The sequence below is a fragment of the Streptomyces alboniger genome, from assembly GCF_008704395.1.
Taxonomy (GTDB): Bacteria; Actinomycetota; Actinomycetes; order Streptomycetales; family Streptomycetaceae; genus Streptomyces; species Streptomyces alboniger.
In genome coordinates, this window is record NZ_CP023695.1 from 2,526,661 (window position 1) to 2,539,537 (window position 12,877).

10 protein-coding genes are annotated in these 12,877 nt (G+C 72.5%); 6 read left to right on the top strand and 4 right to left on the bottom strand.

All coding sequences use genetic code 11. The features are described 5' to 3' along the window. The first annotated feature begins 33 nt into the window (after positions 1–33). Positions 34–618, top strand: coding sequence for a TetR/AcrR family transcriptional regulator (locus CP975_RS11110; RefSeq protein WP_030783681.1), 585 nt, complete (start codon positions 34–36; stop codon positions 616–618). A 103-nt stretch (positions 619–721) separates the two neighbouring features. After that, positions 722–1,498, top strand: a complete 777-nt coding sequence (locus CP975_RS11115; protein WP_055533843.1) for an SDR family NAD(P)-dependent oxidoreductase — start codon at positions 722–724, stop codon at positions 1,496–1,498. Between the two features lie 8 nt (positions 1,499–1,506). On the opposite strand, the gene CP975_RS11120 is transcribed toward CP975_RS11115, so the two are convergent. Next, a complete protein-coding gene (locus tag CP975_RS11120; protein ID WP_070321265.1) occupies positions 1,507–2,082 on the bottom strand; it encodes a hypothetical protein in 576 nt (191 codons plus the stop codon). A 201-nt stretch (positions 2,083–2,283) separates the two neighbouring features. Here CP975_RS11120 and CP975_RS11125 point away from each other — a divergent pair, with 201 nt between their 5' ends. From CP975_RS11125 to CP975_RS11135, 3 genes are read left to right on the top strand one after another with little or no spacing between them, the layout of a single operon-like run. Beyond that, positions 2,284–3,540 (top strand): ABC transporter substrate-binding protein, encoded by a 1,257-nt coding sequence (locus CP975_RS11125; protein WP_199783125.1) that lies wholly within the window; start codon positions 2,284–2,286, stop codon positions 3,538–3,540. Beyond that, positions 3,537–4,466: a carbohydrate ABC transporter permease gene (locus CP975_RS11130; RefSeq protein ID WP_055533841.1), complete on the top strand. Its 930-nt coding sequence runs from the start codon at positions 3,537–3,539 to the stop codon at positions 4,464–4,466. Before CP975_RS11125 ends, CP975_RS11130 begins: the two co-directional genes overlap by 4 nt. Before the next feature lie 5 nt (positions 4,467–4,471). Beyond that, positions 4,472–5,308, top strand: a complete 837-nt coding sequence (locus CP975_RS11135; protein ID WP_055533840.1) for a carbohydrate ABC transporter permease — start codon at positions 4,472–4,474, stop codon at positions 5,306–5,308. Positions 5,309–5,342: 34 nt separating this feature from the next. On the opposite strand, the gene CP975_RS11140 is transcribed toward CP975_RS11135, so the two are convergent. From CP975_RS11140 to CP975_RS11150, 3 genes are all read right to left on the bottom strand, one after another. Next, positions 5,343–7,574: a hypothetical protein gene (locus tag CP975_RS11140; RefSeq protein WP_055533838.1), complete on the bottom strand. Its 2,232-nt coding sequence runs from the start codon at positions 7,572–7,574 to the stop codon at positions 5,343–5,345. A gap of 276 nt (positions 7,575–7,850) precedes the next feature. Continuing rightward, complete coding sequence (locus tag CP975_RS11145) at positions 7,851–9,887, bottom strand: amylo-alpha-1,6-glucosidase (protein ID WP_055533837.1); 2,037 nt, start codon at positions 9,885–9,887, stop codon at positions 7,851–7,853. After that, complete coding sequence (locus CP975_RS11150; protein ID WP_246201470.1) at positions 9,884–11,263, bottom strand: MGH1-like glycoside hydrolase domain-containing protein; 1,380 nt, start codon at positions 11,261–11,263, stop codon at positions 9,884–9,886. The genes CP975_RS11145 and CP975_RS11150 overlap by 4 nt, the downstream gene beginning before the upstream one ends. 202 nt (positions 11,264–11,465) lie before the next feature. Between CP975_RS11150 and CP975_RS11155 the strand changes: the two genes are divergently transcribed. Beyond that, positions 11,466–12,782, top strand: coding sequence for an ROK family protein (locus CP975_RS11155; protein WP_150476828.1), 1,317 nt, complete (start codon positions 11,466–11,468; stop codon positions 12,780–12,782). The last annotated feature ends 95 nt before the right edge of the window (positions 12,783–12,877 follow it).

The window sequence follows — 12,877 nt, forward strand, 5'->3', positions numbered from 1 at the left end:
CCGCTCGTTCTGGAAAGCCGTAGAGTCCTCGACGTGGCCAGGACCAAGGAATTCGATCCGGACGCCGCGTTGCAGTCAGCTCTTGAGCTGTTCTGGCGGCGCGGCTACGAGGCGACGTCCATGGCGGACCTCGTCGAGGCGCTCGGCATCGGGCGCGCCAGCATCTACGCGACCTTCGGCAACAAGCACGACCTGTACCTGAAGGCCCTGGAGCGGTACGGCGAGCAGCAGCGGCCCCTCCTGCTCGCCGAGCTGGCGCAGCCCGGCCCGGCACTACCCGCCGTCCGCGCGGCGGTGCGGCGTTTCGGCGCCGAGGCCACCGCCGACCAGCGCCGCCTGACCGGGTGTTTCGTCACCAACACGGCGGCCGAGCTGGCCCCGCACGACGAGGCGGCCGCCCGGGGCGTCGAGCGCAGCTGGGACCACATCGAGACCCTTCTGCACTCCGCGCTCGTCCGCGCCCGGGCCCAGGGAGAGCTGCCCGAGGACCGCGATCCGCTGATGCTGGCCCGCATGCTGCTCGTCCTGCTCCAGGGCCTGCGCGTGGTCGGCAAGGCGTCCGCGGATCCGGCGCGGGTGCGGGACGCGGTGGAGCAGGCACTGACCCTCCTGGACTGAAGGACCTGCGCCTCGGCCACGCTCTCACATGCCTTCTCTGCTGAACTGCTGAACTTCTCATGCCCTCATACTGAACCGATCGGTCAAGAAAAGAGTTTCTGTCATGACGGTAGTCACCCGTGCCCGCTTCACCGGCCGTACCGCCCTCGTCACCGGCGGCGGATCCGGCCTCGGCCGCGCCATGGCCCTCGCGTTCGCCGCCGAGGGGGCGAACGTCGTCGTGGCCGGCCGCACCGAGGTCCCCCTGAAGGAGACCGTGGCCCTCATCGAGGAGGCGGGCGGCACGGCCCTCGCCGTCACCGCCGACGTCTCCCGCTCGGCCGACCTGGCCGAGCTGGTCGCGGCGGCCGTGGACCGCTTCGGCTCCCTGGACGTCGCCGTCAACAACGCGGGCGTCCTGCGCGCCGGCCAGCCGGTCGCCGATCTGCCCGAGGAGGACTGGCGCACGATGCTCGACATCAATGTCACCGGCGTCCTGCTGGCGCTCCAGGCGGAGGTCAGGCAGATGCGTACGCAGGCCGCGGGCGGCACGATAGTGAACATCGGCTCGACGCTGGGCGCCCACAGCAGCATCCCCGGCCTGGCCGCCTACGGCGCGACCAAGGCGGCCGTCTCCGCGCTGAGCCGCGCGGCCGCCGCCGAGCACATCCGTGACGAGGTCCGCATCAACACCGTCAGCCCGGGCTCCTCCGACACCTCGATGTCGTTCCGGCGCGGCGAGACCGAGGAGGACCGTGCGGCGCGGATGAAGGAGCAGACGCCGCTGGGCCGGGTGTCGACGACCGAGGAGATCGCCGCGGCCGTGCTGTATCTCGCCTCGGACGAGTCCGGTTCCGTGGTCGGCGCGGACCTGGTGGTCGACGGCGGCGCGGCGGCCTGAGAGCCCGCCTACCGCAGGTCCGACGCCTCGAACACCCCCCGCGCCGCCGCCCCGTCGACGCGCGCCGTGAGGCGGTGCAGCTCGGCGCAGCCGGTTCTGAGCAGCCCCGCCTCCCGCGCGTCGCGGGCCCCGCGGTCCAGCCGGTGCAGCAGCAGCGGGTTGTCGACGAGGACCTGCGGGTCCAGTTCGACGCGGTTGCCGAGCGAGTCGCACAGGACGAGGCGGTCGGCGACGCCCTCGTTGTGCCGTACGGCGGTCAGCAGACCGGTGCAGACGTGCCGACGGCGCACGAGGCCCCGCACGGCGAGCCAGCCGGGGCCCGCCGTCACCCGCGCGGGGTGCAGCACCACGTACAGGAGTACGGAGAGTCCCGCCCACAGGGCGAGGCGGGCGCGGCCGAGCGTGCCGTTGGCCAGGTCGAGGAGGATTACGAGCACGAGCAGCCCGAGCGAGCAGAGGACCGCCGCCCGCACGTCCGCCACCCAATTCCGGTCGATCACGGTCTCCGCCGCGCCCACGTAAACGCCCTCGCCCCGCGCCGTGCCGCGCCCGGCGGGCTCCCGTGTCGTCCCGTTGTGTCCCATGTGCGGCACGCTAGGTCGGCCGCGCGGCCTCCCGCCCCGGCGTTGACGCGCCGCATACACCCGAGCGGCCTCCCTTGACGGAACGCTGACACTCGGCCGCAACGCCCCTGTCGTAATCACCCCGCATGGTTGATCGTTGGGCCGATACGTACGAGAACGACACGTACGTCAACTCCGACCTCACGCAAGGGGACGACGGGCATGACCATCAGCCGCAGGACACTGCTCGCAACCGGCGCCGCGCTCGGACTGTTCACCGCGTGCGGGTCCATCACCGGCCGTGGCGGCGGGGGTTCGGGCGGGGACGGCCCGCGGCTCGCGCAGTGGTACCACCAGTACGGCGAAGCGGGCACCGAACAGGCCGTGAAGCGCTACGCCGCCGCGTACGAGAAGGCGGACGTCGCCGTGCAGTGGCGGCCCGGCAACTACGACGAGCAGACCGCCGCGGCGCTGCTCACCGACTCCGGGCCCGATGTCTTCGAGGTCAACGGCCCCAGCCTGGACCAGATCCAGGGCGGCCAGGTCGTCGACCTCACCGACCTCTTCGAGGGCGTACGGGACGACTTCAACCCGGCGGTCCTCGCCCCGAAGACGTACGACGGGAGGATCTGGGCGGTCCCCCAGGTCGTCGACATGCAGCTGCTCTATTACCGCAGGAGCCTGCTCGACGACGCCGGCGTGCGGCCGCCGAGGAGCCTGGACGAGTTGGTCGACGCGGCGAAGGCGCTGACCACGAAGGACGTGAAGGGCCTCTTCCTCGGCAACGACGGCGGGGCGGGCGCGCTCGGCATCACCCCGCTGTACGCGGCGGGCCTGTCCTGCGTCACGAAGGACGGCGAGGTCGGCTTCGACGACCCGGCCGCCGCCCGCGCCCTGGGCAAGCTGCGCCAGCTGTACGCCGACAAGTCGCTGCTGCTGGGCGCGCCCGCCGACTGGTCGGACCCGTCGGCGTTCACGCAGGAGCTGACCGCCATGCAGTGGTGCGGCCTGTGGGCGCTGCCCGCGGTCAAGAAGGAGCTGGGTGACGACTTCGGTGTCCTCGCGCTGCCCGCCGACGGTCCGGGCGGCAGGCCCGCACTGCCCGTGGGGGCGTATGGCGCCGCGGTGAGCGCCCGCAGCGACCACAAGAAGGAGGCGAAGGACTTCCTGAAGTGGCTGTGGATCGACAAGGAGGAGTACCAGGAGGACTTCGCGCTCTCCTACGGCTTCCACATCCCGGCCAGGCTCTCCCTCGCCAAGAAGGCCGACAAGCTGAAGGAGGGCCCGGCCGCGGACGCCGTGCGCTTCTCCACCGAGTACGGCTACGCCGAGCCGCTGCTGTGGACGCCCGCGAGCCGCACCGCGTACCAGGACGCGCTGAGCCGGATCATCAAGTCGGGCGCGAACGCGGAGAGCGAACTGAAGACGGTGGTGCGCGAGGTCCGGGCCGAGCTGGCCCGGGTGAAGAAGAAGTCATGAGGGGTGCGTCGCGGGCGCGGCAGCCGCTCGGCACCCAGAACCGCACGCTCTGGTTCTGGGTCTTCGTCGGCCCCTTCGCGCTCGGCCTGGTCCTCTTCACGTACGTACCGCTCGCCTGGAGCGTCTACCTCAGCTTCTTCGACGCCCACAACACCGTCTCGCCGACGGAGTTCGTCGGCCTTGACAACTACACGTCGATGCTGCGGAACGACGCGTTCACCGACAGTCTCGTCACCTTCGCGGTCTTCTCGGCGTTCATCGTGCCGACGACGTTCGTGCTGTCGCTCGCGCTCGCGCTGATGGTGAACAGGACGCGCCGCGCTCAGGCGTTCTTCCGGTCGGTCTTCTTCCTCCCCGCGGCGTGCAGTTACGTCGTGGCGGCGCTGATCTGGAAGCTGTCGATCTTCAACGGGGTGCGGTTCGGGCTCGCCAACACCGTCCTCGGCTGGTTCGGCGCCGAGCAGGTCGCCTGGCTCTCGACCACCCAGCCGCCCTGGTACTGGCTGGTCATCGTCACCGTGCGGCTCTGGCTGCAAGCGGGCTTCTACATGATCCTGTTCCTTGCGGGCCTCCAGCGGATCTCGCCCACCCTCTACGAGGCGGCGGCGGTGGACGGGGCGCGGCCCGGCTGGCAGGTGCTGCGCCACATCACGCTCCCGCAGCTGCGCGCGACCTCGGTCGCCGTGACGCTGCTGCTCGTCATCAACGCGTTCCAGGCCTTCGACGAGTTCTACAACCTGCTCTCGGACTCCCGCGGCTACCCGCCCTACGCCCGTCCGCCGCTCGTCTACCTCTACTACACGGCGCTCGGCCAGGGGCAGAACCTCGGGCTCGGCAGCGCGGGCGCGGTGCTCCTCGCGCTGATCATCGCGGTGGTCACGGTCGGCCAGGCACGCTGGTTCGGCCTGGGCCGGAAGGAGGACTGAGCACGATGGACGACGCCCTGGTCCGGGTGGGCCGCGCGCTGCGGGCGGTCCTGCTGATCGCCCTCGCGCTGCTCTTCCTGATCCCCTTCTACCTCCTCGTACGCAACGGCCTCGCGTCCGAGGACGACATCACCTCCCCCGACTGGACGTTCTTCCCGTCCACCCTGCACTGGTCGAACCTCTCGGAGCTGTTCGCCGATCCGGCGGTGCCGATGGCGCGCGCCCTGCTCAACTCGACGCTGATCGCGGTCGCGACGACCCTCGGCACCCTCCTCCTCGCCTCGCTCGCCGGGTACGGCCTGGCACGCATCCCCTACCGCCACGCCGACCGGGTCTTCTACGCGATCCTCGGCACGATGATGGTCCCGGCCGCCGTCACCTTCGTCCCGAGCTTCGTCCTCGTCTCGTCCCTCGGCTGGGTCTCGACGCTGCGCGGCCTGATCGTCCCGACGCTCTTCTCGGCCTTCGCGTGCTTCGTCTTCCGGCAGTACTTCCTGGGTTTCCCGAGGGAGCTGGAGGACGCGGCACGCGTGGACGGCCTCGGCTACTGGCGTACGTACTGGCGTGTGGTCGTCCCGAACTCCCGCCCCGTCTTCGCGGCCGTCGGCACGATCGTGTTCATCGGCGCGTGGAACTCCTTCCTGTGGCCCCTGGTGATCGGCCAGGACCGCGACGCGTGGACGGTCCAGGTGGCGCTGGCCACGTTCACGACATCGCAGGTCATCCGCCTGCACGAACTGTTCGTCGCGGCGGCCGTCTCGATCGTGCCGCTGCTGGTGGTGTTCCTGTTCCTCCAGCGGTGGATCGTGGCGGGGGTGGAGAGGTCGGGGATCGACGACTGAGGGGCCTTCGCTCCCCGAGGGGACTTACGCCGCGTCAGGCCGGTTCCGTCATGTCCTCCATGAGTTCGGGGAGCTTGCGCAGCCTGGAGACGGTCTGGTTGAGGAGGCGCACCGTCGCGTCGGCCTGCTGCCGCCCGATGGGTCGGCCGACGGAGGTGGCACGGGCCTGCTCCCTCAGCTTCTCCAGGAGGTCGCCGGCTTCGGCGGACGTCTGGTGCAGCCGGCGGATGCGCTCCTCGACGCGGGACACCAGGGCGTCGACGGTGGGTTCCTCGGCCGGGTCCGGGTCCGGCTCCGTGGCCTCCGCCGGTCCCTGGGCCCCCACCGGCTCCTCGGCCCCCGCCCGTCCCGCGTCTCCCACCGGCTCCTCGGAGTCGGCCGGTTGCCCGGCTTCGACCGGAGGCTCATGGAGCGACGACGGCCAGCGGCCGGGCGTGGGAAGCGTGGCCGGTGCCGAGGGGGCCGGGGCGGGGCCCGACGGCGCCGCTGTCTTGCGGCGCCGCGTGCCGTTCTCCTTCGGGAACTCCCTGTCGAACCAGAAGGCGGACATCTCCCGGCCCGGCATCGCCTTTCCCGAGACGCTGACCTGCCACGGCATCCGGTCACCGTCGTCCATCGCGGCGACCAGCTCCTTCAGCACCCCCACCGCCATCATGCGGCTCTTCTCGTACCGCAGGGCCTGGAGCGAGTTCGTCACACCGCGCCGGGAGCGGCGCATCCGCTCCCCCGCGTCGCCGATCACCTCCTGGCCGTCGAGCGAGCCCCGGTCGGCCTCGATGATGCCGAAGGAGGCCAGCCAGTGGGCGGCCCGGTAGGAGACCAGTTCCTCGAAGGCGGCGTCGTCGGTGTCCGCGGTCGCGAGCAGGTCCGGGAGCCTGCGCCCGGAGAGGACGATGCCCTCCCGGGCCTTGGTGCCGAAGATCTGCCCGATGCGCGGGTTCCAGGGCTTCGGGTAGCTCTCGGAGGTGAGGGCCGACCAGGTCGTGGCGCGCTGATGGATCTCCGTCTTGCTGAGCTGGGACGGCGGGTTCTCGCTGAGCGCGCGCCGCAGCAGGTGCCGCCTGGTCGCGTCCGCGGGGAACAGTTCCTGGAGCAGCTTCATGGACCGCAGGTCGCGCAGCTCGGAGACCGCCATGTCCGGTGTGGCGTCCGGGAGTTCCCGGATGGGGGCGAGACCGGACAGCACCTCCGCCGTCTTCTCGCCCATCACTCCCTGGGCCACGTACATGCCCAGCACGCTGCGCCCGAGCGCACGCGAACGGTTGATGGGGTCGAACTCCAGCGGCGGATGCACGTGGTCGCGCCGGTTGTTCATCTGCACGATGCGGTAGAGCCGCTGCGGGGTCGGTGTGCCGATCACCAGATGGGCGTCCACCACGGCGATGGCCGCCGCGCGACGGGCCCGTGAACCGCTCGTGGGGTCGAGGTCGTCCGCTGCCTCCCCGTACTCCTTGTTGAGCAGAGCGGAGAACTCCGTGAGCCAGATATGGGGGTCGCAGATGACGTCGTCGCCGTCCCTGCCCAGCTTCTCCGCGGGGACACCGGCGAGCACCTCACCGGAACTCAACCGGAAAATCGACTGACGCTTTTGCGTTCGATTATTTCCGCGGACGGCCATCCAGCCCCAATAGGCGGAAGGATGACGCGGATTGCCGTCGGAATCCTTTTCCGGTTCCTCTTCCAGGCGCACCTGTTGGGGGACGTACATTCCGGGGTCCTGCTGACCGTTGAGGACGAGATCCTCCTCCAGGTCGTAGGGGCGGACCCGGTCCACGCGCATGAGGGCGTTCGCCGCGTCCTCCGCGTTCATCATCAGCGCGTGCCTGTTGGGGACCACGCTCTCCAGGGCGGCGAGATAGGTCTCGCTGCCGTCGCCGACGACTCCCTTCCACGGCCGCACCGGGGCCAGCGTCCGTTCCGTGGACTGCCCGACCGTCGGGTCGGCCATGGAGCGCCAGATCGAACTGATCCGTTCGTTGTGTCCCCACTGCACGCCCCCGACGCCGTGCATGCGGACCAGGGCGACGACCATGTCACCGGCGTCGGTGCGCACGCGGCGCACCGCGCTCCCCTTGAGCCTGCGTACGCCATTGGCGTCCGCCTCGCTCAGTGTCTCCTCGGGGTCGACGATGAACGGGGCCACGTTCTCCAGCGCCCCGCGGGGCAGGTTGACCCCGTCGGTCGCCAGCACGGCCTCGATCCAGGCCTCTTGCCGGTCCCGTGACACCGGCGCCGGAAATGGCCCCTCGGCGGTGAGCTGCCCCATACCGCGTCTCCCCTGCTGATTCTTTTCGGCCTCCGTCGATTCGGAGACCGGTGAGGGCAACACGCTCGCAGGATCAACTCGCCATTCATAGCACGGTGTTATTAGCAAACCCCTTCGAGCGGTCCGGGGAGACGGCGAGCGCGCCAGGAGGACGGCGAGCGGGCCAGTGGGACGCGCCTTAGGAAAACAAAGGGGGGTCAGGGGCGGGGAATTCCCGAACAGATTTACGCTATTGACTATGTGCCCTTGACTAGGCAAAGGCCTCGCGGTAATCGCTCACGCCCCGCCCACCGCCGTCAGCAACGCCAACGGAGCCGCCGCCGAGCGCGACTCCAGGACGCACGCGTGCGGATACGGCACCGGCACCGGGTACGCCCCCTTGTCGTAGCCCGCGAGGACCTCCGGGAGACGGCCGTCCGCTGTGGTGGCGGCGGAGACGAGGGCGCGGGCGACCGCGCGGGCCTCGTCGTGCAGGCCGTAGCGCGCGAGCCCCAGCGCGATCAGCGCGTTGTCGTGCGGCCACACCGAGCCCCGGTGGTACGACAGCGGGTGGAACGCGGGCTGCCCGGCCGCGACCGTCCGCACGCCCCAGCCCGAGAAGAAGTCGGGCTCCAGGAGGCGGCGGCCCACCGTCTCGCCGTACTCCTTGTCGAGCAGCCCGGACCACAGCAGATGCCCCGCGTCCGAGGCGAGCGCGTCGACCTGGCGGCCCTCGCCGTCCAGGGCGAGCGCGGGGAAGCCCTGCCCCGGCATCCAGAAGTCCCGCTGGAAGCGCTCCCGCAGATCGCCCGCCGCCTGCGCGAGCAGATCCGCGTACACCGTGTCGTCCCAGACGGTCCGCGCCAGCCAGGCGGTGCGGCACAGGGCGTCGTACGCGTAGCCCTGCGCGCCCGCCGCCATGACCGGCCCGCTCGCCCGGGTGCCGTCGGCGGAGCAGATCGCGCCGGGCGAGTCCTTCCAGTTCTGGTTGGCGAGGCCGCCCTCGTCCGCGCGGTAGACGAGGTAGCCGCGCGAGGTGAGCCCGCCGTGGTCGAGCATCCAGCCGACGGCGGCGCGCGCGGCGGGCTCCAGGCGGCGGGCGAGCGCGCGGTCCCCGGTGTGTTCCGTGTACGCGCCGAGCAGCACGAGGAACAGTGGCGTCGCGTCGACCGAGCCGTAGTAGCGCCCGAACGGCACCTGCCCGAAGTGCGCGAGTTCGCCCTGCCGCACCTCGTGCACGATCTTCCCTGGCTGGGCGACGGCGCCCGCGACGGCCTCGGCGGCCTGCGTCGCGGCCAGCGCGGGCAGCGTCGCGGCGGCCAGGCGCGGCACATACGGGAGCGCGAAGAGCGAGGTCAGCAGGGCGTCGCGGCCCAGCAGCGTGAGGAACCACGGCACGCCCGCGCCGGGCACGCTCAGCTCCTCGCCGTCCGGTCCCGGCGCCGGGACCTGGAGCACGGCGAGATCCGCGAGACCGCGCGCGCACGCGTCGGCGAGAGCGGGCCACCGGGTGGGCAGGGCGACGCCGGACACGAAGTCCGCCTGGGAGGCGGCCTGTTGGCGTACTGCCTCGGCGGGCGAGCCCGGTACGCGGGGCCCGGCCGCCTCGTGCGGATACGCGGCGGCACTCAGTGCCACCTCGGTCGAGCCGTGCGGTTCGAGCTCCAGCGTCCATACGAGGCGACGCGCACCGCCGCCGGTCTCCTCGACGGCGTCGGGGCCCGGGTCGGCCGTCACCGCCGTCCGCGCCCGCCATTCGCCGCGCCGGTAGCGGAACTCGACCCCCGTGAGACCGGCACCGCGGCGTCCCGCGCCTCCCACATCTCCCCCGCCTCCGCCGCCTCCCTCGCCTCCCTCGCCTCCCTCGCTGATCGGCCGCCGGGACCTGACCGCGCCCTGTTTGGCGTACGTCCGGTGGTCGGCGCGCAGTTCGAACTGGTCGGTGAAGTCGGCGTCCACGGTCAGCGCGATGTGCACCCGCGTCGGCACCGGCCGGTTGCTCACCACCCGCAGGGCCTCCACGAACGCCCCGTCGGACACGGCCTGTTCGCGCAGGACCGTGTACGCGGGCGGCTCCTGGCGGCCGCCGCGCGGCACGAGTACGCAGCGCGCCGCGCCGGCGCCGGCCTCCGAGGTGTCCACCGGGGCGAGGACCTCGGGCACGGCCCCGTCGACGGTCAGCTGCCAGCGGCTCAGGTGCCGTGCGTCGCGTACGAACAGGCCGTCCGGGCCCGCGCCGCCCCCGCGCACCCCGCCGACCCCGCTGATGTCGCCGCCCGCGCCGACGGCCGCGAACGTCCGCCCACGCACCAGCAGCCGATGCCGGTCGCTCATGTCCGCACCTCTTCCTTCCGCAGCAGATCAAGGGTGAGCGCGGCCGTCCAGCCGAAGCGGCGTGCGCCGCGGCCCGCGCCGGTGTACGGATCCACGTACTCGGCGAAGTCCGACGCGTCCGCCGCATCGAGCATGGCCGCGCGCAGCCGGTCCGCCAGGGGCAGCTCGCCGTGCAGCCGAAGGCCCTTCGCCACCAGCCAGTTGGTGTTGAACCACGCGGGTCCGCGCCAGTAGCGGCGCGGGTCGAAGGCGGGTCCGGTCAGGTCGTAGCTGGGCACGAGCCGCGTCGCGCCGCCGAGCCCGAAGTGCGGGCCTCGCGCGGTGCGCACCAGCGCCGCGGTGACGGCGGGCGGCAGGGCGGGCAGCACGAGCGGGATCAGGCCGGTGACGCCGCGCTCGGCGATGAGCCGGTCCGAGCGCAGGTCGCGGCAGAGGAAGAGCGCGCGGGCCGGGTCCCACAGGCGGGCCACCAGGGTGTCCGTGAGGGCGCGGGCCCGTTCGCGGCGCTCGCTCGACCTGCACTCCGTGCCGTCCAACTCGGCCTCGATCAGGGCGAGTGCGTACTCGGAGGTGATCAGCAGGGCGTTGAAGGCGGGGTCCTCGACGGAGAACGCGCCGGGGTCGCGTCTCGTGCCGTCGCGCCCCGCGTCCTCGTACCCCTGGTCACGGTACTGGGCGGCGAGCCGCACATACCGTCCGTAGTCCGTGTCGGTCGGCCGGTCCCCGGGCGCCCCGTGGTCGAGGTCCGCGCGGCGGAAGGCGCCCGGGTCGGCGGGCTCGACGCGGCTCAACGGGCCGTCCCAGCAGGGGCTGTTGTCCATGCCCTGCTCCCACGGGTGCAGCACGGCGGCGAGTCCCGCGCCGCCCGCGTCCCTGGCGGTCATGAGGTAGCGGTGCCAGGCGGCGAGGCGGGGACGGAGCCGGGCGAGGAAGGAGCGGGCGCGGGAGAGGCCGGGGTCGGCGCGGTGCACGAGCCAGGCGGCGAGCGCGTGGACGGGCGGCTGCACGATGCCGGAGGTCTGCACGCCGCCCGGTGCCCCCGCCCGGCGGCCCGCCGTGGCGGAGCGCCAGAAGTCGGGGCCGGGGAAGTAGGCGCCGGGCGGCACGGCGTCGTTGAACACGATGTGCGGGACGCGGCCGTCACCCCACTGGGCGGCCAGCAGTGTCTCCAGCTCCAACTGGGCACGCAGCGGGGAGAGATGGCGCAGCCCGATCGCGATGAACGCGGAGTCCCAGGACCACTGGTGCGGGTACAGCGCCAGGGACGGCACGGTCGAGGTGCCGGTCCAGTTGGCCCACAGCACCTCGGCCGCGCGCTCCCGCAGCGGGTCCGCGGTGCGGTGAGCGGGTGGCTGAGTGGTGGTGCTGCGGTCCACACGGATCTCCCGAAGGCCGTCGACGTCCCGTCAGTTCGGTTGCGCTCACCCTAGGGTTACGCGTACTTCACACGCAAAACCCAATATGTAACGCTGAGTTGACGAGCACAAGGGGTGCGGCCGGGCGCCCCCGGGGAGGCCCCCGGACCGGACCGCCCGTACGGTGAGCGCCAGCGGAGACATGTTCGAACGGGAGACCCGCATGCCCACGAGAGGCCCCGCCGACGGGGAGGTACCCACGGCCGCGCGCCCGCGCGCCCACCCCGGCCACCAGCCCGGCGCCGGTGAGCTGCTGGAGCTGGTGCGCAGTGGACGGGCCACCACCCGTGGCGCCCTCCAGGAAGTCACCGGCCTTTCGCGGGCCACCGTGGGGCAGCGGCTCGGGCGGCTGTTCCGGGCCGGGTGGGTGCGGGAGGGGGACGGCGGGCCGGTGGAGTCGCCGCTCGGGGGGCGGCCCGCGATCCGGCTGGAGTTCGACGAGACGCACGCCGTCGTGCTCGCCGCCGCCCTGGAGACCCGGCACGCCCGCGCCGCGCTGCTCACCCTCGGCGGCGAGATCCTCGCCGAGCGGTCGGGCCCCCTCGCCGTCGAGGACGGGCCCGACGCCGTCCTCGACGCGCTGGGCGCCCACTTCGGCGAGCTGCTGCGCGAGACCGGGCGGCCCGCCTCGACGGTCTGCGGCATCGGGCTCGCGGTGCCGGGCCCGGTGGACACCGGGACGGGCCGCGTGGTCCAGCCGCCGATCATGCCGGGCTGGGACGGCTACGACATACGGGGCCGCCTGCGCGGGGCGTTCGCCCTACACACGGATGCGACGGGAACGCGGCCCGCCCCCATCGATGCGGCAGACCTCTCCGCTGGTGCGGCAGACCTCTCCGCCCTCCCCGTCCTCGTCGACAACGACGCCAACCTCATGGCGTACGGCGAACAGCACACGCACTACCCGCACTGCTCCGCCTTCGCCCTGGTCAAGGTCTCCACCGGGATCGGCGCGGGCGTCGTCGTGGACGGCTCGGTCTACCGGGGCATCGACGGCGGCGCGGGCGACATCGGCCACATCCGGGTGCCCGAGGGAGCGGACGCACTGTGCAGGTGCGGCTCCTACGGCTGTCTCGCCGCCGTCGCCAGCGGCCGTGCCGTGGCCCGCAGGCTGACGGAGGCGGGCGTCCCCGCGGCCTCCGGCTCGGATGTGCGGGCGCTCCTGGAGGCCGGGAACCCGACGGCCCTCGGGTTCGCGCGCGACGCGGGGCGGCACGTGGGCGAGGTCCTGGCGACCGTCGTCACCCTCCTGAACCCGGGCGTTCTGATGATCGCGGGAGATCTGGCCGGAACCGCCTTCCTGACCGGCGTACGCGAACTGCTCTACCAGCGGGCCCTGCCCCGCTCCACCGCCCATCTGGACGTGGTCACCTCGCGCCTCGGCGACCGCGCGGCGCTGATCGGCGCGGGAACCCTGGTGGTGGAGCACCTGTACGCCCCGGAGCGTGCGGAGGAGCGGCTCGCCGCGCTCGGCGCGTGACGCGACCCGGCAGACCCGGGGCGATGTCTCCCGCAGTGAACGGCGCCGTCCGGATGCTGACATCCGGGCCCTTCAAACGGCGTGATTCTCGCCAC